Origin of the sequence: Alienimonas sp. DA493 (assembly GCF_043951915.1) — a bacterium.
Lineage (GTDB): Bacteria > Planctomycetota > Planctomycetia > Planctomycetales > Planctomycetaceae > Alienimonas.
Window position 1 is genome coordinate 1 of the sequence record NZ_JBINJD010000089.1, and the last position, 20,913, is coordinate 20,913.

Consider the following 20,913-nt stretch of genomic DNA (forward strand, 5'->3'; position numbering starts at 1 on the left):
TCGACGGAGAGGGGGACGGAGAGGGACGGGGCGGTTCCGCCCGCGAGTTCGGCGTACGACAGGCCCGCCCCGCCGTTGTAAAGCTGCGTCCGTTCGTCTGCGGTGAACGGACGGTCCCAAACCCCCAGCAGGTCGAGCCGACCGTCGTACGGCTCCGTGTCTCTGCGCTGGCCGACGTAGAGAGGCGTCGTGCTGCGGTTCGGCGTGCCGGCCGCGTGCGTGGCGGTCGCGGGCGTCCCCCCGTTGACCGAAATCCGCACGGTGGCCGTCCCCGCGTCGTATTCCGCCAGGATGTGCTTCCAAGAGCCGGCGGCCCCCATCGACACGGATGCCGCCGTGTTGCCCCACGACCCGAAGACGTAGAGATAGATACTCGTACCGAACCCGAGTAGGCCCCACTCCCGGAGGCCGCCCCCGCGAATCCCGTCTTTGTCGACCGGCGCCCAGGTCGACGGGTAGGTGTCCGGTCGTAGCCAGACGGAGATGCCGAGCCCGTCCGCTCCGGTCTGGAACGCAGTCGCATCGCCTTCCAGTCGGCCGGCCCCGCAGTCCACAGCGTCGCCCCGCAACCCGGCCGCGGACGGCATGGTCCCGGTTTCCGCCAAGTCCCAGGAGGCGTGCGCGTCCGCCCGCGTGCCGGACGCTTCGTCCATTCCGTAGTAGGCGATCAGCCCGTCAGTGAGCGCCATCAGCTACCGCCCCCCGCCGGCAGGGCCAGCGCCTTGAGTGCGGCGTCCGCGTCTTCGGCCGTCGCCGCGGCGTTCAGGGCGTCGAGGGCGTCGCCGGAGTAGAGCCGCAGCCGCTCGGCGGCGATCTTGGCGGCGACGGTCTCGGGAGTCTCCGCCTCCGGCAGCGCGAGGGCGAGGAAGGCGTCGGCGTCCGCCTGCGTCAACGGCAGGTTCGCATTGTCGACGAACGCCTGAATGTTCGCCCGCATGTCGGCGTCGCCGAAGTTGACGCCGGACGGTCCCCGCCAGTCCAGCAGCGCGTTCTCGGCGTTAGGGTCGGCGTCGGCGGCCAGTTTCGCGGAGGCGGTCAGCCGTTGGGACGCCCCGGCGGCGTCGGCGTAACCGGCGTCCCGCAGGGCCTTCACCGCGCCGTCCCACCGCAGCCATGTCGGCCGCGGCTCCCGGGCCGCGTTCGCGGCGTCGGCGATCTGCTGGTCGGTCTGCCCGTCGATGCGGGCCTGTAGCATTGCGGCGGGGGTCATCGGGCGGACTCCGGGGGTTGAACGCGGGAGACGCGACGCGCCCCCCGACGCAGGGATTCGCGGACGGCCACGGCGGACCCGCGGGCGTCGGTCAGAAGCCGGGCGATCAGGCGGGCCACGACCCACTCGATCAGGGCCGACAGCAGCCACGCGGCGATCGGGGACAGGCCGGAGCGGACCTCGGCGACCAGCGCGTCCCGCAGGCGGGCGGCGTCCCCGGAGGCGGAACCCAGCGGCGGCAGGCGGGCGGGCTCCCGGTGCAGGGCCGACAGGGCGGAGGCGGCGATCCGGCGGGCGTTCCGGCGGCGGCGGTCGCGGCGGAAGCGGGTCAGGACGTTCGGGCGACGGGCCGGCGGGGCGGCCTCGTCGGCGACGGACCACGCGAGGGCGGCGCTGGCGGCGGGGAGACTCATTGCCGCGCACCCCCGATCTGCCCCGCCCCGCAGCCGGGACGGTGGGCGTAGACGCGGTCCCGGTCGTCCGCGGGGAACAGGAACGGGCAGAGAATCAGGAACAGGGTCGTCACCGGCAGGCCCTCCCGACGCACCGCGGGGAGACGGCCCGCCCGCGGTACAGAATCACGGGACCGGCGGGGGCGGGCGTCTCACTTCGGGTTTTGACCACCCCCTTTCCAGGTAGGAAGAAAGGAATCCCCCCGCCGGTCCCTTGGCTCGCGCTGACACCCGTGGGTGCCGTTTGCTTCACCTTCTCCAGTTCCTTCGTGATGTCCTCCGGCCCGTAGAACCGGCCGTCCGGCGTGTCCAGACGCGGCACCCGGTACACGCCGTTCTTCGCCGCGGCCTCCGGGTTCAGGTCCACATCCAAGATCCGCACGCCGGCCTTCATCGCCAGCGGCTTGACCTCTTTGCAGGGCAGGCACCACGCATTCGTCCAGAGCGTCAGTTCGCCCGCCAGATAGTGCGGGCGGGCCGGGGCTTCGCGGACGATCGCCGGCTCGCCGATCGCGCCGACGGGGCAATCGCCGTCGCACGGCGGACCCGGCAGGGCGACCGCGAACGGGATCAACAGGACGGGGGCGAGGACGGACGCGCTCACGGGGCGACCTCCACCCAGCGGTTCTCGAACGTACACACGCCGCCCACGCATCCCGTCCTCACCCGTCGGAGTTCCATGCGGGGTTTCGGTCGGGCCGGAACGACCGGGGCGGCGGACGCCGAAGCCGGAGCCGGCGGCGCCGCGGCGGGAACGTCGGGGACCTGCGCCCCGCCCGTCCCCAACCCCTCGGCGATCGCTTCGACTGCGGCCCGGAACCGCTCGACCGTCTCAATCTCCGCCTTGTCGATCGCTTCGTTCAGCGGGGCGAGGAAGCCGCCGTACCAGTCCGTCCGCCGGCTCTCCACGGGGCGATCCGACAGCAACGCGGATTCCCGGGCGGCTTTCGTCAGGGCCTTCGCCTCCGCCAGCGACGGGCTCCCCTCGCCGATCTGCACCGCCGCCTTGGCGTAGGCCGCCCGCAGCAGGTCGCGGCCGATCGGGTCGTTCAACTCGTTCGCCAGCCGGGCCGACAGTTTCGCCAGTTCCGAGAAGTCGCCGGGCGGCGGCGGGTCGGGCTCCGGGGCCGGGGCGTCGCCGATCGTGACGGGCACGACCTGGAACGCCCCGCCGCCGGTGACGATCACCGCGTACGGACCGGCGGGACCTTTGAGTAGATGCTTGCCGCCGCCGACCTCCGCGACCGGGACCGGCTTGAACAGGTCCCCGCCGGCGAACGCCTGCACGCTGTACGGGCCGTCCGCCAGCACGGCGATCAGGGCCGCGGACGACTGCGAAACCTTCGGGTCTTCGCCCGTCAGCACGAACGCGGGCTCGCCGTCGATCTGGACGGTCTCGACCTTGTCCGCCTCGGTCGTCAGCACGACCGCGGGGGAGGCGCTGACGACCAGTTCGGCGGCGGCGACCGCGGGGAGAAACAGGGCGGCGAGGGCGGCGAGGATCGGAGTGCGGGGAAGCATGACTGCGTGCGGGAGAAAAGGCCGGGCGACAGGGCGGGGTTCAGACGTAGTTCAGTTCGCGGGCGGCGAGGCTCTCCACGATCTTGGAAGCGGTCGGGACGCCGACGCCGAACGACGGGTCCTTGCCGGGGGCGCCGCGGTCCTCGCTGTTGGCGACCCAGAACTCACGCCACTGGTCGGTCGTGGCGTACTCGGCGACGCCCTTCCGTCGCATGTCGCCCTTCACCTGGGCGGACGTGCCGGAGACTCCCGGACAAGCCATGCTGGTGCCGGACATATCCACGTAGTTCCCGCGAATCCCGGCGCTGATGATGCTTTGCCCGGGGAAGGCCACGTCCATCGCCCGGCCGCCGCTGCTGAACCCGGCGATCCCGCCGTTGCGGGCGGTTGCCCCCACGCAAATCGCCTCGGGGTAGAGGGCCGGATAACTGATCGTGTCCCGCCGGCCGTTGAAGCCGGCGTTGCCCGCGGCACAGACGACCACACACCCCTTGGAGATCGCGTGTTTGATCGCGTCGTGCGTTTCGCGGCTATAGCCGCCACCGCCGAGGGACAGCGAAATCACCGTGGCGCCGACATCGGCCGACCAGCGGATCGCCGCGGCGATGGCCGACGTGCTGCCGCTGCCCCGGTTCGACAGACACTTGGCGATGACGAGCTTCGCCTTGGGAGCGAAGCCGAGCCCGTTCCGGCCGACGGCCGTCCCGGAACAGTGCGTGCCGTGGCCGTGCCGATCTTCGACGGACTCGCCGCGAATGAAGCTCTCCGCCTCGACGGGCTCCGGCAGGTCGGGGTGCCGGGCATAGCCGGTGTCGCAGATGGCGACCGTCTCACCCTCGCCGTCATAGCCGGCGTCCCAAATCGGGCCGTAGGTCGCCTTTGGGATGTGCCACAGGTCGGGCACAGCGGCGGCCTCGACCTCGCCCCCGATTACCAAGTCGGGAGGCAGCGTGCAGACGCCGGGGCCGGAATCAGCCTCGGGGGCGTTGAAGGTCTGGACCATCGGAGAGCGATTCGGGACGAGTGAGGGGGATGCGGGCGGGAGAGCGTCAGGCGGCCTTCTTCGCCAGCCGCTCGATCAGCTTTTCGAGGACGATCGCCAGCACCGGCAGCAGCCACGCCGGCGGGGCCTGAGCGGTCGCCTCGCCCTCTTTGGGCAGGGCGGATTCGAGCCGGTCGCACAGGGCCGGCAGCGACTCGCCCCGCAGGGCGTCGGGGTCGTGGTCGGCGTCCAGCACGGACACGTCGCCGTCGCCGCGGAAGGCGTTCAGTTTGCCGGCGGCGTACAGGGCGGCGCCGACGGTCTCGCGGCCGACGTAGTCGCCGGAGCGGACGTTAGAAATCACGTCCTGAATCGCGGCGGTGGGAAACTCAGCAGGGGCGAAGTAGCTCATCGGGAGGGCTCGTTGGGGGACGGGGAGGGAGCCGGGTAGACGCCCGGCGAGGGGTGGCGGTCGGCGGCGTCCATGCGGTCCAGCAGGCGCTTCAAGGCCCGCCCGTGGTCGTCCTGCCCGGTTCGCAGGCCGTCCACGTCCCGCCGCAGCACGCTCAAGTGGTCGGTGGTGCGTTCGAGGTTGTCCGCGTTCTTCTCGATGGCGAACTTCATCGCGGTCGTGTTCTCGGCCATCGCCGACAGGGCGACGACGCGGCTGTCCGACTCCTTGTCCGCCCGGTCGCTGGCCTTCTTGACCCACCACATGAAGATGCCCGCGGCCACCACCAGCAGCCCGGTCGGCACCCCGTGATTGAAGGCCCACTCCGCCGTGCTCATCGGGCCTCCCCCGCCGCCCGGTGGAACGACGCCGTATTCTCTTGGATCGTGGCGATATCCGGGTCGGAACTGCGAACCTCCCGCCGCATCGACTTGACCGCCTTCGCCATCCGGTCGGCCTCGCCCCGGGTCGGCCTTCGCCGGACGCCCCACGCCCGAAGCGGATACAGGAACGCCGTGTAGAACAGGCCGTAGATCGTGACCTGCGTCGGCACGCGGTCGGCGACCGTGAACAGCAGGTAGGTCCAGAAGTAGCAGGCGACGCCGAACCCGACCGTCAGCGCGGCGTCGTCGCACACGCCGCGGCGGAACAGCCCCCAGAACGCCAGCACGACCGTGCCGAAAATGAACGGCGGGGCGGCGGCGACGTACGGGTAGGCGTCGTCCATCTACTTGCCCACCCATCGCGTGCCGCAGCCGATGCAAACCGCGCCGCCGGGATAGAACCAGATTTCCCGCCCGCAGTGCGTACCCTTCTCGGGCAAGCCTTGAATCGGCGGGGGAGGCGGGACGGGCACGGGGGAACGCCGAACGTCGCGGCGACCCGTCCTCCGTCCAGAGGTCCGAACCGACAGTGGCGGCCTCCGTCCAGAGGTCCGCTACACACACAGATTAGATTCGTCAACCGCGCGGGTCAACGTGTTATCGGCTCCATCCGACGGAAGACGACGGTGGAGCCTGGCTTGCCGCCCGACCGGGGGCGGGTCTCAACGATCAACGCGGGACCGGGGATCGGCAACGGGCGACCGGGCCGCACGTCGAAGGTCTCCTCCCGGTCCGACCAGCGGAATCCGAACGGGCAGGCGTCCGGCGCGGGGGCGTCGATGGTCGCGGGGGCGTCGGTCACGGCGTCAGCGAGTGAGGTAAATTCCGACAGCGGAAATCAGCAGTCCGCCCGCGACGGCCGCCACCAAGGACCACGCCTCCCTCCTCTGCCACGCAAGAAACTCCTCCCGGCACGCTCGCCGATATTCTTCGTCGGTTTGATTCCGCTCCGGGGGCGGCGGCATGTAGGGAAGTTGGAAACTCATGCCCGCAATTATCGCCCCTCGCCCCCGTCCGCGCTAGAGGGGCTCTCCGATAGATACGCCTCCCGCATCTCAGGAGAGAGCCCACGGGGATCGATCCGGTCGCCAGCGTACGCCCCGCCGCAGACGACCATATATCCGCCGTCCTCCCTCACGCGGGGCTGGCACTCCGGGCAGATGGCCGACTGCCACGCGAACTTCCAATCGGCCGGGAGCGGGTCGGCGTCCGTGGTGCGAAAACAGAACTCGCACACCCACGGGCCGGGTAGAATGCGGACTGGGGAGTCAGCCATTGAAGGTTCTCCGAACGGCACGGGCCAGAGCCCAGAGGAATGCGCCGGCGAACATCACCGGCCAGAGAAGGCACAGAACGATGTAGATGGACGACCACGCCCACTGCGGTAGCCATTCCGATTCTTCATCCTGAGGAGCCAGCATGCCATCGGGGTCGTCTCCGAACGCCACGAACACCGAGATGGCACCACCGATGTAGACCGAGAACAGTAGCCACGGCACTGTGTCGTCCATCGTGTCGCTTTCGTGAGGGAGCCCGCGGCAGGGCGGGCGGAGGGGGTCAGAATCGGTCGCCCAATCGCCCGGGGTCGTCGTGGGCAGGGGGCGGAAACTTCAACCTGCGGACCGTCTCCCGCAGTTCGCCCGCCTCCCGCTCCGCCGCTTCAAGGCGGTCCGAACGGTCCAGTAGGGCGGGCAGAGCGTTGACGGCAGCGGCGACCAACTGGGCCGTGGGCTCGCCCTCGAACATTCCGCGGTTGATGCCAGACATGTCGCCGGCCGCGGAGTTCACATCCCATTCGTCATAGTGACCGCGGTATTCGACCGTCCAAGGCAGAGGCCGGTTGGCGGCGTCCAGCAGTTCCCGCAGCTTGGCGGGGTCGAAGGCGGGGGCGTCAGTCGGCACGGTCGGGCTCCGGGGGAGTGGGGAAGGCGATGCCGTTCCGCCGCAGGTGCGGCACTAGGAAGTCGGGCGGCGGCTCCGAACGGTCCGTCCGCAGCAGGTAGGTCGCGCACGCCAAGTCGGCCGTCAGCTTCAGTCGGTCGCGTGACCGTTGACGGGCTTTCCGGTAGGCGGGCCAGACCGCGGCGAGAAATCGGTCGAGTGAACGTCGAATCATGGTCTACTCCCCCTCCCCGTCGGACGGGGCGGACACACGGCCCGGGACGGTGGGCGGGGAGGACGGGGCGAGCATCGACTTCGGGATATGGCTCACCTGCCTGAATGGTCGGTAGTTCTCCGGCGGGTCGCCATTATCTTCGAGGAAGCGGAGTGCGTCCTTGTACGACGCTCCGCTCCAACCTTCGGCGACGTAGCCGCCATCAGGGCCAACCAGAGCCCAAGTCACCACCTCCACCGTCTCTCCGTCCTCGGGGGCGAACGAGGGGACCGGGTGCGGGCCGTGCCAGCGGGGCGACTGGGTCGAAGCATCCTCTATCTCCGAAACCAAGCGGCCGTCTGCAGACACGAGCGGCAGGTCGCCGGGCTCCAGCTCTTCAGGCTCCCAGAACACATGAGCCGAAAGGGGCAGGTCGTTATCCAGAAGCCACCACAGCCCCGGGGCGTTCGGCTCCGGGTGGAAGTCGGGGGCAGGCATGGCGTTAGTCGGCATCGTCGGTCTCCGGGTTCGGGGGCGGGAGGGGACGGAAGGGGCGTTAGGCGGCGCCGAACTTCTCGGCGTGCTCCAAGTCCCCGGCGTAGGTCTTCGACAGGGCCGACAGGCATTCCGCCATCGTGCCCTTCGCGTCGGACGACCACTGCCAATCCACCCCGCCGGACGGCCGGTGCAACGGGAAGTAGCGATGCAAGCAGCAGTGGTCCGCGTCGGTCGCGGATTCCAGCACCACCTTCACCACTGGGTAAATCGACGGCTCGTCAACGATCGTCGCTCGCGGGATGAGGCCGCCTTCGCACTGGCGGCGGATTGCGGAAAGCGTCATCGGGTCGGTTCGCCTTTCCGGCGTGGGGTGGAGTGGGAGGGGCGAGGGTCAGTTGTGCAGGGCGAACCAGCGGGAGTCCGTCGGCGGCGGCTGGCAGGTCCGCTCCAACGACTCGGGGTCCACGCGGCTGTTGTACTGGGCGACAGCCTTGGTCAGTTCGCGGACGAACGCGCAGGCTTCGTCCTCCGGGTCGGCCGCGAAGCCCTCGAAATCCCAGTAGTCGCAGCCGGAAACGTTCGCCATCCACGCCCCGGCGAGGTTCACGGCGGTGGGACACTCAATCTCCGTGGACGACAGGAACCCCGACGGTTGCACGGCGAGTTTCACGCCGAACCCGTCGCCCCGGGGCACCAGCACCGTCGGCTCCATGTCGCTGCCCGGGCCGGGCTGGCACGTCTCGCCGCTGGGGAGCCGTACGAACTCCGGGGCGACGCCGTCGATATAAACCCGGCGTCCGCGGCGGGAGCACCACAGTTCAAGCGGCTGGGGGTCGGACATGGTCGTCACGTGGGGTTTAGTGGGCGCGTGGATGGTACGACAGTGTCGTATTGAACGCAACGCCCGAACGAGACGGCGGTGGCATTTAGTACGACATCGGCGTACCCTTTCGGCGTGAAGCCCGACGACATCCGCGAACTCCGCCGCCGCCTCGGCATGAACCGCGCCGCCTTCGCGGAACAGGTCTGCCGGAAGGACCGGACGGTCGAAGCGTGGGAACAGGGCCGCCGCCAGCCCGACCCGCTGGCCGTGAAGCTCATGGAGGAACTGGCCCGCCGTCCTCCCGCCTCTCCCCCGGACCCGGAGTGAGGGGCGACGCGGGCGTGGTCATGGGGTGTCGCCCTCCCCGGGAATGACGAACGGCTCGCCGCGACCAGCCTTCCATAACTGGCCGGACAGCTCGCACAGTTCTTCCTCGTCCGCCTCCGGAACATCGGTAGCATCTAGGAAATTGCCCGCTTCCCCGCACAGGGCACGCAAGCGGCGGACCTCGGCGGACAGCCGATCGTTGTTGGCCGCAAGACGGAAGATCGGCGCCCCTTCGTCCCACTCCGCGCTGTCGTCGGCTTCGCTGAACTCAAGGGCCGCTTGCTGTACTTCGCGCAAGCGATCGCGTTCCTCCGCGGCGTCGAGTAGCCACCGGATATCCGCCGCCTCCGAGAAGCGGCCCAAGTCCACCATGAGGGTTTGCAGGTATCGCAGCTTCGCGGCGTTGAGCGGTTCCGGCCCCTCCGCGGAGGGCGGGGACACGGTGCCGAACGCCTCCCGACCGGCCGCCCGTAGCTGCCGCACGAAATCGTCCAGTTCCGCGGCGTCGGCGAACCGGAACGCCACGTCCGTCCCGGTCTCCCCGGGCTCGGCTTTGCGGGTCAGCGTCACGCCGGAGGGGCCGGCTTGCAGGATGGCGAGGTCGTAGTCGGTCGGGTCAGGCATCGGTCGGGCTTTCGTCGGGACAGGGGAGACCTAGGGCGTCTTCGCGGGGGTCGGGCTTCGGCAGGGCCGCTCGCATCGCCTCCGCCGCCGCCACGACGCCCCGCAGGTCCGCGTCAACGTCGCCCTTCCCCCGGTTGCCCGGCATCAGGGCCTTCTTGACGATCTGGGCCGGCAGTCCGCTGGCGGCGTCCGGCGGGTCGTAGGCCGCGACCACCCGGGCGGGGTCGATTAGGGCGGGCGCCCAGCGGGCCGTGAACTCGTCGTAGACGTGGCAGAGGCGGCCTTCCACGTCGCGGATCTGGCGGCGGTACTTCTCGCCGCGGGCGAAGTCGTCAGCCATCGGCTTGTCCCTCCAAGTAGGGAAAGATGCCGAGAAACAGACCGGGCAGCAGGTTCTTCCGCTCGCCGCTCTCGTAGTCGAATATCACGTCGCCGTCGTCCGCCTTCACGACCGTCACGACAACTCCTTCCACGGGGGCGATTCCGACGCGGCGCTGCCCGGCGATCGCCCGTTCCGGCGTGAACCGCTCCCGCCAGCGGTCCACCGTGCGGGTGAACACCGCCCCGGCGTTCGGTCCGCGGACGGACTTGTAGCGCACCTCGGGGACCGTCGGGCCGTCCCCGTCGTCCACGCGGTAGCAGCAGTCCAGGTACTCGTAGAGACCGCCGCCGGCGTGGCGGTAGTAGCCGGGCTTGAAGGCCGGGAGCGGCGGGAGAGGGAGCTTGTCAGCGGGCATCGTGAGGGCTCTCGGGGGACGGAGAGAATCAGGACAGTTCAGCGATCTACCAGCAGGCGGCCGGTCCTCGGGGAGCCGTGGCGCTCCTCGGTCGCACACACGACCCGTTCGCGCTGTTGACGCAGCTTCTCCGCCCGGATGACCGCCTGCCGGGCCGCCACCTGTTCGGGGGACGGGGCCGGCGTGCGGAACTCCTTGCCGTCCTTGCGGAAGTCCACGTCCTCGCCGGCGTGCGGCTCGTCCTTCCATGCGTCGCGGGCCAGCATCTCGGCGAGACTTTTTTCAGCCACGTCCGGCCTCCCGCCGGTACTCTCCCGGCCAGAGGCGGCGGTATCGGTCCCACGGCGGTTCGCCCGCCTCCGGCACCGGCACCAGACGCACGACCGGGCCGCGGGACTCCCGCAGGGCGTCCGTCGCCCGGTAGCGGGCGTATCGATAGGCCCCCGAGCGTTCGGCCAGTCCTTTGTCGACGAGCCAGGAGAGGGCCTTCTGGGCGTGTGTCCGGGGAGGCCAGCCCGACCCCCGGGGGTCGGGGGACAACCCCGCCTCCGCGGCAGCGCCGGGGAAGTCCAAGTCCCGCCGGGCGGCCCAGTCGCCCGCGGCGAGCAACGCGGCGGCGGCCAGCGCCCGCGTCCGCGTCCACCCCGGCCAGCCCAGCAGCGCAGCGTCCCAGTGGCCCGGTTGGCAGGAGGCGTTCGGCGGGCAGTCCACGCCCAGCATCCGCAGGGCCGACGCGGCGCCCTTCACCTCGACGGGGACCAGCACGCCGGCCGTCGCGTCCGCGGCGAAGTAGCGGTCCGGCCGGGGGGCCTCGACCCGTCGGCGGGCTTCCGCGACCCGGCCGGTCATGGAGATTCCCGATCGCCGCATCCGCTCCGCTAGCCGCGGGGTGTTCGCCCCCCGGCCGGACTTCAGGTAGGGCACGAACGTCGTGTGGTGGACGCCCAGCACCGCCGCCACCTCCTTCTTCGGCAGCGGCGTCGCGGATAGATGCGCCGCCAGTCGGCCGGAACGCCCCGTCGGAACCGCAATCCCGGACCGCCCGTCCCGCCAGCCGTCGGGCGTCTCCCGCGGCGGCGCGGTGCGGGCGTCGGGAATTGAGGCCGACCAGTCGCCGCCCTCGCGCGAGTCGTTCAACGATCGCACGGGAATCGACTTGAGAGCGCGAAACTCGTTCGTCACCGCCCAGCGGCAGCGCTGGACGCAGTAACCGCCGAACCCGTCGTCGCCCGTCGGGGACACGTCCGGGTCGAACTCCGCCAGCGCTTTCGCGGCGGCGAACATCGCGGCGGACTCCACGTCGTCCGGGCCGATGGGGGCGCCGGCTCGAACCCGCCGGTCAAGCTTGGGGGCGAACTCCGCGGCCACCGCCCGCGCGATGCGGACGGCGTTGTCGGTATGGTGCTCGTTCACGCCGCCTCCCGCTTCCGGGCCGCCAGCGTCTTCACCCGCTCCGCCAGAGCCGCGGCGTCGAACGGCCGACGCACCGTCGCGTCGAACGGCCGCCCGCTCGTCTCGTAGAGCCCGTCCTCGGGGTTCAGCAGGGCCACCAGCACGGCCCCCGGGAACTTCTGACGCAGGGCGTACCCCGCCGACACGCACGACGCCGAACCCAGCCGGAAATCCAACACGACCGCCGCGGGAGCCTGCCCGTCCATCGTGAGGCCCAAGTCGAGGAACGTGGCGACGTGCCGGGTCTCCATCCCGTCCAGCAGGGAGGACAGGTCGTCGTCCCCGTCGGGCGGCATCCCGACCGTGACGCACAGTCCGGCCCCCCGCCCCTCGGGCTCCGCCAGCCCGTCCAGCGGCATCCCGTTCTTCTCAAGGAATGCGATCAACGCTTCCCGGGGGATGCGGCGGTCGCCCGGTTTGTCGGAGTCGGGGTCGCGGTGCGGTAGGCGGTAGCCGCCCTTGAAGTGGCCGGCGTCGAACCAGCCGACCACGACCCGGGGAGCCACTTGGCAGTGTTTGGCGACCTGCCCGGTGGTGTAAATCGTTCGCATCGTGCTTCTCGGGGTTGGGGGTCAGGGGTCCGACCGGGGGCGGTCGGCGGGGAGAGGGGATTAGGCGGCGTATTGCGGGTCCGCGGCGACGAACCGGCCGAACTCGCCCGGCAGCAGGCAGACGGTCACGGGGGCCACTTCGCAGAGGGTGGCGCGAATCAGCGGGGCCACGACGGACCACTCGCCGCCGGCCAGCCCGCAGCCGATCGCCGGCAGCAGGTAGCGGTCCACGGACAGGCCGACGTTCAACTGCCGGCAGGCGACCGTCCCGAGAGCGGCGGCGAGAGCCGCGTACCGCACCGGGCGGGGATTGCCGGGGCCGATCAACCCCCGTTGGGCGTAGAGGTGCTGGACGCAGACCAGTCGGCCGGTCGCGCCGAGGTCGTCCATGTTCGTCCACGACCGGGCCGACCCGAGCGGCAACCGGCCTTCCTCCCGGTAGCGTTTCTCCGCCAGCGGGAACCAGGCGGTCAGCGGACGGGTGAAGCCGGCTCCCCACGCGCCCACGTCGTTGACGACATGGCAGATGTCGACCCGGAATCGGTCGTGGTTCGGCAGCGTGTCCAAGAACTCGAACAGGTCGCCGCGGTGGTATTCCAGCGGGTGCGTCTTCGGCTCACTCGGCATCGGTCGTCTCCGCTTGGGGGGTCAGGGGTTGGTCGGGGGCCGACAGGGGAATCACGGTCACTTCGGTGTGCGGCTGTTCGTCGCCGGCCGCGATGACCTTCCGGGCGGTCAGTTCGCAGACTTGGGAGTCGTCGCCCCAGAGCGGCCAGAGCCCGTCAAGAATTGCCTTTGAATAATTGTCCAGGTCCGGCCGGGACGTGTGCGGCTCCCGCGGCATCGGCTTCCGCTTCCAAACCTTCGACTTCGGTCTCGGCAGCACGAAGGTCAGGCCGACCCGGAGGGCTCCGTCGAACGGAAGACCGCCGTGGGTATGGGCGGCGACCTCCGCCGCGTGCTTGTACGCGATGACCGGGTGCCCCTTCGGGGCGGACACCGTGCGGGTGCCCTTCCCCACTCGGTAGACGCGGGGGCGCGGCTGGGGGACCGGCTCGCCCGGGACGGTGAACGTCACGCTCTCGGTGGGGTGGGAGGGCATTAGGACGCCTCCCCGAACTGCTCGCATATAACAATCGTCGTGGACGCGACCGCCCCGCCGATACACAACAGGTCGCCCCAACTCGCCTTGCGACCGCCCCACGGCCACGAATAGAAGACGAGCCCGGCGTTCACCAGCAGTAGAAACCATCGGGGAAAGAGCATCACCGCACCTCCGTCGTGAGAGCCAAGACACACCGCCCCCGCAGACCGTCCGCGGCGGGCTCCCGGCGAGACGCGCCGGGCTTCAAGAGGGCGGGGTCGCTCGCCCGATAATTCGTCCGCACTTTATAGCGCGGCCGATTCCACCGCGCCAGAGGATTCGGGGGATTATTTCTCATGGATCGGATCTCCGAACGGCAGTTCCCCGGGCCGCGGTTTCGGACTCCCCCACTGCTCCGCCATCGCTTCCGCAATTCCCGAGAAGAACCGCGACCGTTCGTGTCCGCGGTCAGGCGACGGCGACATGAAATGGATTCGCTCACGCTCTCGGCGGGGCAGCCGCATCATTTCGTCGTACACGTTCCGCGTGCCTACCAGGCGGGGGACGCCCCGCAGGGCGAGCCCGGTCTTCTTCTGCTCGGGATGCCCAAACTGCCACGGCTGGATGTATTGAACGCCAGCCCCACGCTCCCGGCGAAGTATCGGGAAGATCACGCTCGCCGGGTTCTCCAGGGCGACCGCCGACGACAGTGACGAGGCGAGGTCCCATACGCCGAGCGTCCACTTCACCGCGGCCTTTCGTTTATGGTGCTTCGCGTTCCCTTTCCCGTAGGTGCCGTTTCCGCAGACGCCCATCGCTGTGCAGGGAACGTGCAGCACAACCAGGTCCCACCGCGACCGCAGGCAGATCGCGTCCCGCACGTCGCCCTGATAGTGAGGGCCGGGGCTCTCCGTCGGTAGCAGGTCGCACGACATCGCGTCGTGCCCCCGCCGGAGGAAGGCGTCGCGGACCGTGCCGCTGAACTCGCAGGCGACCAAGACCTTCATCGTTCGCCTCCGGTCACCACGTCCGCGGCGGACATCTCCGGACCGATCTGGCACGCCCTCAGTTCGTCCTCGCCCCGCATCGAGGCGGGGACCGCGGCGTACTGTTCGAGGACCGCCACCCGCTCGGCGAGGGCGTCCAGTTCCGCGAATAAGTCGCGCTGGCCGGGCAGCGAGGGGACCGGATTCGGGACTTCGGGTTGGTCAGACACGGGACGCCTCCCCTTTCGACTGCCTAAAGTGCCACCGAATCGCGCCGGTTAGATCCAGCACCGTGGCGACCACAGGGAACTCGCCTTTCCTGTCCGGGTTCAGCACAAACCCAACCGGACCGAGCCACCACAGTTCCGACGGCGGTTTCACGAATGACGCGGCGACCAGCCAGTCCTGGGCGGGCTCAGCCAGAGCGAGCGAATCCCGCAGGTCCGCGGGTTCGCCCCCGTGCCGCTCGGAGTACCGCTTGTAGGCGTGAGCGGAGACGACGACTTCCGGGCCGTCGGCGATGCGGACCAAATGTTCGGAGCGGCTCATGCGTTCGCCTCCCCGCCGTGCTTCGGGTGGACGTACCGCCAGCCGGGGCCGTAGGGGCTCGGGATGCGGGTCAGCAGGCCGTCCGCGTGCAACTCCCGAAGGCGACCCGCGATCGTGTTCTCGCACTCGTCCAGACGGCCGGACCGGGCGAGGTCATATGCCGACACCCCGTCCGCCCCCGCCCCTTTGGCGAGCCCGTGCAATCGCACCGCCAGCGGCTCCGGCGCCGACCCGACCGGGAAGTACCGCCGCCCGCCGCCCCGCCCCCGGCGGCAGACCCTGCCGGCCGCGTGCGCCGCACGCAGGTGGTGAGCGGCGCGGGTCAGGTGCAGGCCCAGCCGGCGGGCCACGGACGGGGCGTCGATCCCCGCGGGTCCGGCCGCGTCCACGACCCGGGCGACCCGCTCCGCCGGCGGCAAGAGGCGCTCCGGGCACGGCGTCCCCGGCGGAAAGTACCGCGTCAGCGGGCCGACGCCGTGCCGCTCGGCCAGCGTCCAGTCCGCAGCCTCTTTCAATCGAGTCCGGGCGGTCGTGTCGGCCAGCCGATAGCGTTCCCGGTACTCCGCCGGGGAGAGGCCGTTCTTCACCGCCTTGCGGACCGCCTTGGCGGCGTGCGCGACGTGTTCCGGCACGTCGCCGAAGATGCGTTTTCTACCCACGGTCCGCTCCCTCCCGTTCCAACCGGGGGACGAACGACTGGCAGTTCTGCGGCGCGTACAGCGGCACCTCCAACGGATAAATCCAGACTTGCCGTTCGCTGTCGGTCGGCGGCAGCGCCCTACGGCAAATCGAATCGGCCGGGCAGCCGGCCGCGATGCCGCAGCGGGCGAAGTCGGCCCCGGGCAGGTCCCGCGGTTCGGTCGTGGTGCTCATTCGGGGGCCTCCCCGGCGGTGTTTCGAGCGGGATGCACGTCGATGCGGACCGTGCCGCTCGGCAGTCGTCCCACAAACCCGCCGACGTTGTTGCGGCCGAGGAAGAACCCGCAGCCGCGATCCACAGTGCCGTCGGGGTCTTCTCCGGTCCTCACCACCCGGTAGCCTTCCAAGGCCAGCCGCAGCGGGTCGTCTAAATCGCCCCATGCGTTGACGATGAATCGTTGTCGCGGGCTCATCTATTCGCCCTCCGTAGGGGTTATGGGGGTGGGGACCGCGGCGTGCGACTCAAACTCCGGGTCTGGTGTCTGGGAGCACACCGCATGAATGCATCGTCCGCAGAGCAGTTCGTCGGCAGTGACGAGCGGGTGGTCGTCCGGCCCCCACCGCAGGGCGCCGTCTTCGTCGGGCGGGACCATCCGGCCGCACCCGTTGCACGGCAGTACGCCGTCTTGTGCCAAGGGCATATCGTCAGCCCTCCGTCGGGGGTTGGAAATACAGAACGTCGTCCGCCAGCGGGACCAGACAGACCCCGCCCACGTCGTCTAACTCGCCGTTGTCGCGGGCCGATTGAAACGCCGCCAAGGGGTCGCGGCCCCAGCACTTATGAAGGTCCCGCATCACCTGCCGCGGGACGCCCTCGGGGTACTTGGCGCACAGGCCGAACAGCACGCGGGGCACCGTCGGGAACGTCTCAATATATTCGTGAGCCGGGCGGGAAACCGCAAGCAGATTCCACGCTAAATCCGGCCCGGTTTTGGACTGCGGCAAAATGTGGTGCGGGTCCAGTTTCACCGCCCGCGGCCAGAACGGCGTGTGCCGGCCGTAGTCGGTGCGGATGGCCCCGAGGTCTTCCAACAGGTCCGCGGCCTCACACTCCCGGCGGGACTTCTTATAGGCGTCCGTCGCCTTCTTCGCGGCCCGCTTCTTATCACTGATCGGCGGCAGCGGCGTTCGCTCCGGGTACTCGAACGTCCCGTCCTCGATCGCCTGCCGGAGTTCGGCTTCCTGCTTGGCCTGCCAGCGGCGGGCGGAGCGTTCCTGTCGGTCTCGCTCCCGCTGGATCTGCCGCTTTCGCTTCTCGGGGTCGGTGGTGCGGAGGCTCATTCGTCCGTCTCCTCGTCCGCGGAGGGGACGACCGTGATTAGCTTATCCCCGGAGCAGACAACGCACGTCACGAACTCGCGGCCCAGCCGCATCAAGACGCTGCCGTTCCCGTCGCACACCGGGCAGGTCATCCGATTGACTTCGACCGGTTTCAGCCCGCCCTCCGCCATCCGGCGGAGGCAGTCGGCGTCAGCGGCGGCGAACAGCGCCTCCCGATCTTCGCCCCGCTGGAACCACAGCGAGTTCGGCAGATCGCCGTTCAGAGGGTCGTGCTGATATAGAACAACCTTCGCCATCGGCCCGCCGTAGTCGCTGAACTGGTACGCCCCGACCGGCGAGTGAGCGACCCGCAGGTCGTGGCTCGATGCCGTCGGGGACTTCTCCCACTCCAAGCCCTTCCACCGCATCAGCACGGAATCAGCCATCGGTCCGGCCCTGCTGCCGAAGCCGCACTAACGAGTCAGTGCAGCCCGTTGACGTTTCATTGAGAACGGTTTCACCGAGACGTTCCCGGCCAGAGCCTTCCTCTCCGCGTCCGTTTTTCGCATCCGGGCAGCCCCCGGCGGCGTACGCTTCCAAGTTCTTTGCCGCGTTTTCGTCGCGGTCGTGCATCTTCCCGCAACCCGGGCAGACCCAATGGGACACGCCGAGCGTGACGGTCGGGTTTACCTCGCCACAGCTTGAGCAGGATTTACTTGATGGAAACCAGCGGTCGGCAACCAACAGCCGGCAACCGTGAAGCGGAGCCTTGTATTCAAGCTGCCGCCGCACCTCCCTAAGTGATGCGTCGGCGACCGAACGGCCAAGACGCAACGACCGGCCCATCGCACTTGCATCCAAATCCTCAATCACCACCGCTTGGTTCTCGCGGCAGATCTTCGTCGTCAGTTTGTGCAAGGCGTCAACCCGCACGTTCCTAATCCGGCGGTGAAGCCGGGCCAACCTCTCTGCCGAACGCTTCCGGCGGTTCGACCCCTTCTGTTTTCGTGAGTGTGACCGCGAAGCACGACGGAGTTTCTTCAAAGTGCTCTTGAGCGGCTTCGGTCCCTCAATCTTCTCGCCGGTCGAGAGCGTCGCGAGGGTGGTCAGCCCCACGTCCACGCCCACGACCGAGCGGCGAGTTGCGTTCCGCTGGCGGGCGACTTGCCCATCGGCAACCTCCACCTGCACCGACAGATACCACCGGCCAGCTACCAGCTTGACCCGGCCCGACAGGATCTTTCCGCCGAACCGCAACGCTTCACGGCAACGGACCCATCCCACTTTCGGTAAGCGGACCGACCGGCCGTCAAATCGGAACTTGTCGTTAGCCACATAAAAACCGTCGTGGACACCCTTTCGCTTGAACCTCGGAGCCCCCTTCGGTCCCGGACGCCCCTCCCTGATGCGACGGAAGAAGTTAGCCCGGGCCACTCGCAGGTCCGCGAACGGTTGACTGTTGGCGTCCCGCGGGGCTTCGCGCGCCCAGTCTGGCTTCTCAAGATTCCAGCGTCGCTTGAGAGCGTTCAGGTCAACCTTCCGGCCGGCCCGATAATCACTCTCACTCTCAGCAAGAGCCCAGTTGTAGACGTACCGGGCTGTCCCGGCGTACCTACGGAACGCCGCCGCCTGACGCTGCGTCGGGTTCAGAGCGATAACGTGAGCAAGAATCACGCCGCAGAACCGGGGTTGAATCCGAATAGATGCCGTGCAACATTTTGCACGGTGCCCCCATTTTTCACCTCGCCGCCTCGGCGTCAATACTCGCATGGCAGAAAATCGCAAAACCGGCCGGAAGGGTCGCCCGAAAGGGCCGCCGACCGAGACTAAGTGTTTCCGATTCCTAACTGCCGACGTGCGCCGCTTTGAGGAAGCCGCCGCGGCGAGGGGATTGAACCTGAATCGGTGGGCGGCCGAAGTGTTGGCCCGTTCGGCAAGGGCAACGTTAGCGAAGAAGTAGATCACGGCCGGCCCTCCTTCCCGGGAGCGGCGGGGACCAACCCGACGAACTCCCCGAGGACGATTCCCCGGCCTTCGCAGGCGAGGCAGTCGTTCGTGCCCGGTCGTTCGCACAGCGGGCACCGGACGATCATTTCCTCCATCCGCTCCCCGCCCTGCCGCCACCGCTCGTCGTAGTCCGACTGGGCGGCGGCGCGAGCGGCGTCCGGCGTCTCTCCTCCTCCGTGGCCCGCCCCCTTGCCGGTGAAGACGTAGTAGAAGTCTCCAAGATGGGCGGACTTGTAGAGTTCGTAATTGCCGTACCCGGTTTTGGCGACGGCAAGCAGCGTGCTTCCGTGTCGCGTCTCCCACTCCAGCCGCTTCGGCCTGTAGACCGCGTTGTCGGGGGCGCTCATCAGATCCGCCCCCCGTCCGCCGTCGCCGCCTGCACGCCGGCCGGCTTGTGCTGATACCGGCCGGAGTACGCCTCCCGCTCGCCCACCACCGTGCTGAAATACACTTGGGCGAAGCGAATGCCCGGATAAAGCTTCACCGGCACCGCGAACGTCAGCGGCAGCGTCCAGGTGTTGTTGAAGCCCACGTCGCCGAACGCCGCGGACCGGCCGACCTCCACGAACATCCGCCCGACGGACGACTTCGCTTTGATGCGAGGCACATGGTTCGGCGTGTAGGTCCGCTCCACGGTGGACGCCAGCACGCAGTCGCCCGGGAAGAACCAGTGGCCTTCATCCGTCAGCGTGACCTTTTGCGGTCCGGCCGGGCCGCCCATCCGCAGCTCAAAGTTGCACCACTGCCGCGTCTTCGTATCGAAGCCGCCGTCGCTCGGCTGGTAGACCAGCACCTCCGGCGCGAGCGTCAGGTCGTAGCTGTTCGGGTTCAGTCGCTCCGGGTCGAACGGGTCGATCTCGATGTCCCCGCGGCCGACCAAGTAGCCGATCTCCGGCCCGGTCAGCACGCCCCCGGGGGAGACGGGGGGCTCGCGTTCGTCCTGCATCGTGATTGTCGAGGGGTTCGGCACGGGGTCGTCCGGGCGTTGCTGGGTCATGGGTCTTCTCGGGGAGAGGTAAGGGGTCAGTGAGGGGCCGTTCAGAACGGCACTTCGTCGCCCGGGTCCGCGGGGGCGTCCGCGTAGTAGTCCTCCGCCGAGCCGCCCGAACGCTTCGCGGGACGCTTCCCGCCGCCGCCGGAGTCGCCCTCGCCCCGGCCGCCGATCATCTGCATGCTGTCCGCGACGACCTTCAGCTTCGTCCGCTTCTGACCGGACGTTTTGTCCTGCCACTCGTCCATCTTGAGGTAGCCATCGATGTGGACGCTCCGGCCTTTGGAGAGGTATTCGCCGGCCACCTCCGCGGTCCGGCCCCAGAGGGTGCAGGTCACAAAACAGGTCTCTTCCTGCCTCTGGCCTTTAGCCTTGTCGTACCAGGAACGATTGACGGCGATGTCGATGTCCGCGACGGCCATGCCGCTCGGGATGTATCGCACCTCCACGTCGCGGCATAAATTGCCCATGACGATGACGCGGTTGAATGAAGCTGCCATTGATGGTCTCGGGGTTGGGGGTGTTGAAAGTTCGTTGAAGGGCTCGCCGTCAGCCGGGCGGCGGCAACCCGAGCTTCGGCAGGGGCACGCCGTCTCCGAGGAGCCGACGCTGTTCCTCCGCCCGCTTGCGGTTCAGCCCGTCGCGGGCGTCCAGCGACTCCTCCCAGGCACGGCGGAAGTTCACCTCGCCGAACCCGTCCCTCGTGTTCTTGAGCTTCTGGAAGCCGCCCAGAGCCTCCACGATGGCCCGGATGTCCTTGGGGCACGCCGCGGCGGCGGCCCGGTACGCCTCCCGGTCCTCCATCGGGACGCGGAAGACCTTGCGGACCTCCGCCCACGCCTGCGTCGCCAGTTCGCCGTGGGCCGCCCGCTCGGCGGCCTTCTCCTGTTTGCCGTGGTCGCCGTCGCGGCCCATGCGGCGCCACACGTCGCGGTCGTCGTCCCAGCGGTCGCCGTTGAACCACGTCGCCGGGTACGGGACGAACTGCTTGTCCGCCCCGTCCACCGCCTCCGCAAACTCCCTGACGGACGCCAGCAGGTCGGCGCCGTCCTTCCGCTTCAGGGCCGACTTGATGGCCTTGAGGGCCTGCCCCTTCCCGGCCTTCTTCGGGTAGGCGGCGTAAATCTCCTCGGGGGTCGGACCGGCCGGTTTCGCGGGCACAGAGGGGGTGACGGGGGATACCTCCCCTGTCTTTAGTTCTGGTTCTGGTTCTGGTTCTGGTTCTGGTTCT

The 20,913-nt window shown here is 69.2% G+C and carries 41 protein-coding genes; 1 reads left to right on the forward strand and 40 read right to left on the reverse strand.

The genetic code is table 11. The annotated features are described in order from the left end of the window. The 17 genes from ACG2DA_RS13905 to ACG2DA_RS13985 form a co-directional block, all read right to left on the reverse strand. Positions 1-689: LamG-like jellyroll fold domain-containing protein (locus tag ACG2DA_RS13905; protein ID WP_395256383.1), on the reverse strand; the 689-nt coding region annotated here is incomplete at its 3' end. Beyond that, the gene (locus ACG2DA_RS13910) at positions 689-1,210 is read right to left on the reverse strand and encodes a hypothetical protein (RefSeq protein ID WP_395256384.1); all 522 of its coding nucleotides are present in this window, start codon (positions 1,208-1,210) and stop codon (positions 689-691) included. The genes ACG2DA_RS13910 and ACG2DA_RS13905, both read right to left, overlap by 1 nt. Then, the gene (locus ACG2DA_RS13915) at positions 1,207-1,623 is read right to left on the reverse strand and encodes a hypothetical protein (RefSeq protein WP_395256385.1); all 417 of its coding nucleotides are present in this window, start codon (positions 1,621-1,623) and stop codon (positions 1,207-1,209) included. Before ACG2DA_RS13915 ends, ACG2DA_RS13910 begins: the two co-directional genes overlap by 4 nt. Positions 1,624-1,732: 109 nt before the next feature. Then, a complete protein-coding gene (locus tag ACG2DA_RS13920; RefSeq protein ID WP_395256386.1) occupies positions 1,733-2,266 on the reverse strand; it encodes a hypothetical protein in 534 nt (177 codons plus the stop codon). Beyond that, positions 2,263-3,183, reverse strand: a complete 921-nt coding sequence (locus ACG2DA_RS13925) for a hypothetical protein (protein WP_395256387.1) — start codon at positions 3,181-3,183, stop codon at positions 2,263-2,265. Before ACG2DA_RS13925 ends, ACG2DA_RS13920 begins: the two co-directional genes overlap by 4 nt. A gap of 40 nt (positions 3,184-3,223) precedes the next feature. Further along, a complete protein-coding gene (locus tag ACG2DA_RS13930) occupies positions 3,224-4,186 on the reverse strand; it encodes a S8 family peptidase (protein ID WP_395256388.1) in 963 nt (320 codons plus the stop codon). Positions 4,187-4,232: 46 nt separating this feature from the next. Continuing rightward, positions 4,233-4,577, reverse strand: coding sequence for a hypothetical protein (locus ACG2DA_RS13935; RefSeq protein ID WP_395256389.1), 345 nt, complete (start codon positions 4,575-4,577; stop codon positions 4,233-4,235). Next, positions 4,574-4,954 carry a hypothetical protein gene (locus ACG2DA_RS13940; protein ID WP_395256390.1) on the reverse strand — a complete coding sequence of 127 codons (381 nt, stop codon included), beginning with the start codon at positions 4,952-4,954 and terminating at the stop codon, positions 4,574-4,576. The genes ACG2DA_RS13935 and ACG2DA_RS13940 overlap by 4 nt, the downstream gene beginning before the upstream one ends. Continuing rightward, a complete protein-coding gene (locus tag ACG2DA_RS13945) occupies positions 4,951-5,343 on the reverse strand; it encodes a hypothetical protein (protein ID WP_395256391.1) in 393 nt (130 codons plus the stop codon). The genes ACG2DA_RS13940 and ACG2DA_RS13945 overlap by 4 nt, the downstream gene beginning before the upstream one ends. 245 nt (positions 5,344-5,588) lie before the next feature. Continuing rightward, entirely contained in the window at positions 5,589-5,801 is a 213-nt protein-coding gene (locus ACG2DA_RS13950) for a hypothetical protein (RefSeq protein ID WP_395256392.1), read from the reverse strand. Between the two features lie 192 nt (positions 5,802-5,993). After that, positions 5,994-6,275, reverse strand: coding sequence for a hypothetical protein (locus ACG2DA_RS13955; RefSeq protein WP_395256393.1), 282 nt, complete (start codon positions 6,273-6,275; stop codon positions 5,994-5,996). After that, positions 6,268-6,510 carry a hypothetical protein gene (locus ACG2DA_RS13960; RefSeq protein ID WP_395256394.1) on the reverse strand — a complete coding sequence of 81 codons (243 nt, stop codon included), beginning with the start codon at positions 6,508-6,510 and terminating at the stop codon, positions 6,268-6,270. Before ACG2DA_RS13960 ends, ACG2DA_RS13955 begins: the two co-directional genes overlap by 8 nt. 46 nt (positions 6,511-6,556) lie before the next feature. After that, complete coding sequence (locus ACG2DA_RS13965; protein WP_395256395.1) at positions 6,557-6,901, reverse strand: hypothetical protein; 345 nt, start codon at positions 6,899-6,901, stop codon at positions 6,557-6,559. Then, positions 6,891-7,115, reverse strand: coding sequence for a hypothetical protein (locus ACG2DA_RS13970; protein ID WP_395256396.1), 225 nt, complete (start codon positions 7,113-7,115; stop codon positions 6,891-6,893). The genes ACG2DA_RS13965 and ACG2DA_RS13970 overlap by 11 nt, the downstream gene beginning before the upstream one ends. A 3-nt stretch (positions 7,116-7,118) precedes the next feature. Beyond that, positions 7,119-7,592: a hypothetical protein gene (locus tag ACG2DA_RS13975; protein ID WP_395256397.1), complete on the reverse strand. Its 474-nt coding sequence runs from the start codon at positions 7,590-7,592 to the stop codon at positions 7,119-7,121. Between the two features lie 58 nt (positions 7,593-7,650). Then, entirely contained in the window at positions 7,651-7,935 is a 285-nt protein-coding gene (locus ACG2DA_RS13980; protein ID WP_395256398.1) for a hypothetical protein, read from the reverse strand. 48 nt (positions 7,936-7,983) lie between these two features. Further along, positions 7,984-8,433: a hypothetical protein gene (locus tag ACG2DA_RS13985; RefSeq protein ID WP_395256399.1), complete on the reverse strand. Its 450-nt coding sequence runs from the start codon at positions 8,431-8,433 to the stop codon at positions 7,984-7,986. A 114-nt stretch (positions 8,434-8,547) separates the two neighbouring features. Here ACG2DA_RS13985 and ACG2DA_RS13990 point away from each other — a divergent pair, with 114 nt between their 5' ends. Continuing rightward, on the forward strand, positions 8,548-8,742 hold the full coding sequence (locus ACG2DA_RS13990) for a helix-turn-helix domain-containing protein (protein ID WP_395256400.1): 195 nt from the start codon (positions 8,548-8,550) through the stop codon (positions 8,740-8,742). A gap of 18 nt (positions 8,743-8,760) precedes the next feature. On the opposite strand, the gene ACG2DA_RS13995 is transcribed toward ACG2DA_RS13990, so the two are convergent. The 23 genes from ACG2DA_RS13995 to ACG2DA_RS14105 all read right to left on the reverse strand — a co-directional run bounded on the left by ACG2DA_RS13995 (position 8,761) and on the right by ACG2DA_RS14105 (position 20,843). Continuing rightward, positions 8,761-9,366: a hypothetical protein gene (locus ACG2DA_RS13995; RefSeq protein WP_395256401.1), complete on the reverse strand. Its 606-nt coding sequence runs from the start codon at positions 9,364-9,366 to the stop codon at positions 8,761-8,763. After that, the gene (locus tag ACG2DA_RS14000) at positions 9,359-9,706 is read right to left on the reverse strand and encodes a hypothetical protein (protein ID WP_395256402.1); all 348 of its coding nucleotides are present in this window, start codon (positions 9,704-9,706) and stop codon (positions 9,359-9,361) included. Before ACG2DA_RS14000 ends, ACG2DA_RS13995 begins: the two co-directional genes overlap by 8 nt. Next, positions 9,699-10,103 (reverse strand): hypothetical protein, encoded by a 405-nt coding sequence (locus ACG2DA_RS14005; protein WP_395256403.1) that lies wholly within the window; start codon positions 10,101-10,103, stop codon positions 9,699-9,701. The genes ACG2DA_RS14000 and ACG2DA_RS14005 overlap by 8 nt, the downstream gene beginning before the upstream one ends. A 38-nt stretch (positions 10,104-10,141) precedes the next feature. Then, positions 10,142-10,393 (reverse strand): hypothetical protein, encoded by a 252-nt coding sequence (locus ACG2DA_RS14010; protein ID WP_395256404.1) that lies wholly within the window; start codon positions 10,391-10,393, stop codon positions 10,142-10,144. Further along, on the reverse strand, positions 10,386-11,516 hold the full coding sequence (locus ACG2DA_RS14015; RefSeq protein WP_395256405.1) for a hypothetical protein: 1,131 nt from the start codon (positions 11,514-11,516) through the stop codon (positions 10,386-10,388). The genes ACG2DA_RS14010 and ACG2DA_RS14015 overlap by 8 nt, the downstream gene beginning before the upstream one ends. Then, complete coding sequence (locus ACG2DA_RS14020; protein WP_395256406.1) at positions 11,513-12,106, reverse strand: helix-turn-helix domain-containing protein; 594 nt, start codon at positions 12,104-12,106, stop codon at positions 11,513-11,515. The genes ACG2DA_RS14015 and ACG2DA_RS14020 overlap by 4 nt, the downstream gene beginning before the upstream one ends. Positions 12,107-12,166: 60 nt before the next feature. After that, the gene (locus ACG2DA_RS14025; RefSeq protein ID WP_395256407.1) at positions 12,167-12,733 is read right to left on the reverse strand and encodes an Appr-1-p processing protein; all 567 of its coding nucleotides are present in this window, start codon (positions 12,731-12,733) and stop codon (positions 12,167-12,169) included. After that, positions 12,723-13,208 carry a RusA family crossover junction endodeoxyribonuclease gene (locus ACG2DA_RS14030; protein ID WP_395256408.1) on the reverse strand — a complete coding sequence of 162 codons (486 nt, stop codon included), beginning with the start codon at positions 13,206-13,208 and terminating at the stop codon, positions 12,723-12,725. The genes ACG2DA_RS14025 and ACG2DA_RS14030 overlap by 11 nt, the downstream gene beginning before the upstream one ends. Continuing rightward, a complete protein-coding gene (locus ACG2DA_RS14035; protein WP_395256409.1) occupies positions 13,208-13,372 on the reverse strand; it encodes a hypothetical protein in 165 nt (54 codons plus the stop codon). The genes ACG2DA_RS14030 and ACG2DA_RS14035 overlap by 1 nt, the downstream gene beginning before the upstream one ends. Before the next feature lie 165 nt (positions 13,373-13,537). Then, on the reverse strand, positions 13,538-14,197 hold the full coding sequence (locus tag ACG2DA_RS14040) for a DNA cytosine methyltransferase (RefSeq protein ID WP_395256410.1): 660 nt from the start codon (positions 14,195-14,197) through the stop codon (positions 13,538-13,540). After that, positions 14,194-14,406 carry a hypothetical protein gene (locus tag ACG2DA_RS14045; protein ID WP_395256411.1) on the reverse strand — a complete coding sequence of 71 codons (213 nt, stop codon included), beginning with the start codon at positions 14,404-14,406 and terminating at the stop codon, positions 14,194-14,196. Before ACG2DA_RS14045 ends, ACG2DA_RS14040 begins: the two co-directional genes overlap by 4 nt. After that, positions 14,399-14,725, reverse strand: coding sequence for a hypothetical protein (locus ACG2DA_RS14050; protein ID WP_395256412.1), 327 nt, complete (start codon positions 14,723-14,725; stop codon positions 14,399-14,401). Before ACG2DA_RS14050 ends, ACG2DA_RS14045 begins: the two co-directional genes overlap by 8 nt. After that, positions 14,722-15,384 carry a hypothetical protein gene (locus ACG2DA_RS14055; RefSeq protein ID WP_395256413.1) on the reverse strand — a complete coding sequence of 221 codons (663 nt, stop codon included), beginning with the start codon at positions 15,382-15,384 and terminating at the stop codon, positions 14,722-14,724. The genes ACG2DA_RS14050 and ACG2DA_RS14055 overlap by 4 nt, the downstream gene beginning before the upstream one ends. Then, a complete protein-coding gene (locus ACG2DA_RS14060; protein WP_395256414.1) occupies positions 15,377-15,598 on the reverse strand; it encodes a hypothetical protein in 222 nt (73 codons plus the stop codon). Before ACG2DA_RS14060 ends, ACG2DA_RS14055 begins: the two co-directional genes overlap by 8 nt. Then, a complete protein-coding gene (locus ACG2DA_RS14065) occupies positions 15,595-15,837 on the reverse strand; it encodes a hypothetical protein (RefSeq protein ID WP_395256415.1) in 243 nt (80 codons plus the stop codon). The genes ACG2DA_RS14060 and ACG2DA_RS14065 overlap by 4 nt, the downstream gene beginning before the upstream one ends. After that, positions 15,838-16,065: a hypothetical protein gene (locus tag ACG2DA_RS14070; RefSeq protein ID WP_395256416.1), complete on the reverse strand. Its 228-nt coding sequence runs from the start codon at positions 16,063-16,065 to the stop codon at positions 15,838-15,840. It lies immediately after the preceding gene. A 4-nt stretch (positions 16,066-16,069) separates the two neighbouring features. Next, entirely contained in the window at positions 16,070-16,705 is a 636-nt protein-coding gene (locus ACG2DA_RS14075; RefSeq protein WP_395256417.1) for a hypothetical protein, read from the reverse strand. After that, entirely contained in the window at positions 16,702-17,130 is a 429-nt protein-coding gene (locus ACG2DA_RS14080; RefSeq protein WP_395256418.1) for a hypothetical protein, read from the reverse strand. The genes ACG2DA_RS14075 and ACG2DA_RS14080 overlap by 4 nt, the downstream gene beginning before the upstream one ends. Next, entirely contained in the window at positions 17,123-18,454 is a 1,332-nt protein-coding gene (locus ACG2DA_RS14085) for an RNA-guided endonuclease InsQ/TnpB family protein (protein WP_395256423.1), read from the reverse strand. Before ACG2DA_RS14085 ends, ACG2DA_RS14080 begins: the two co-directional genes overlap by 8 nt. Before the next feature lie 191 nt (positions 18,455-18,645). Continuing rightward, on the reverse strand, positions 18,646-19,038 hold the full coding sequence (locus ACG2DA_RS14090) for a hypothetical protein (protein WP_395256419.1): 393 nt from the start codon (positions 19,036-19,038) through the stop codon (positions 18,646-18,648). After that, on the reverse strand, positions 19,038-19,688 hold the full coding sequence (locus ACG2DA_RS14095; protein ID WP_395256420.1) for a dCTP deaminase domain-containing protein: 651 nt from the start codon (positions 19,686-19,688) through the stop codon (positions 19,038-19,040). Before ACG2DA_RS14095 ends, ACG2DA_RS14090 begins: the two co-directional genes overlap by 1 nt. Positions 19,689-19,729: 41 nt before the next feature. After that, positions 19,730-20,182, reverse strand: a complete 453-nt coding sequence (locus ACG2DA_RS14100) for a single-stranded DNA-binding protein (protein WP_395256421.1) — start codon at positions 20,180-20,182, stop codon at positions 19,730-19,732. 49 nt (positions 20,183-20,231) lie between these two features. Next, positions 20,232-20,843 (reverse strand): hypothetical protein, encoded by a 612-nt coding sequence (locus ACG2DA_RS14105; RefSeq protein ID WP_395256422.1) that lies wholly within the window; start codon positions 20,841-20,843, stop codon positions 20,232-20,234. Between the last annotated feature and the right edge of the window lie 70 nt (positions 20,844-20,913).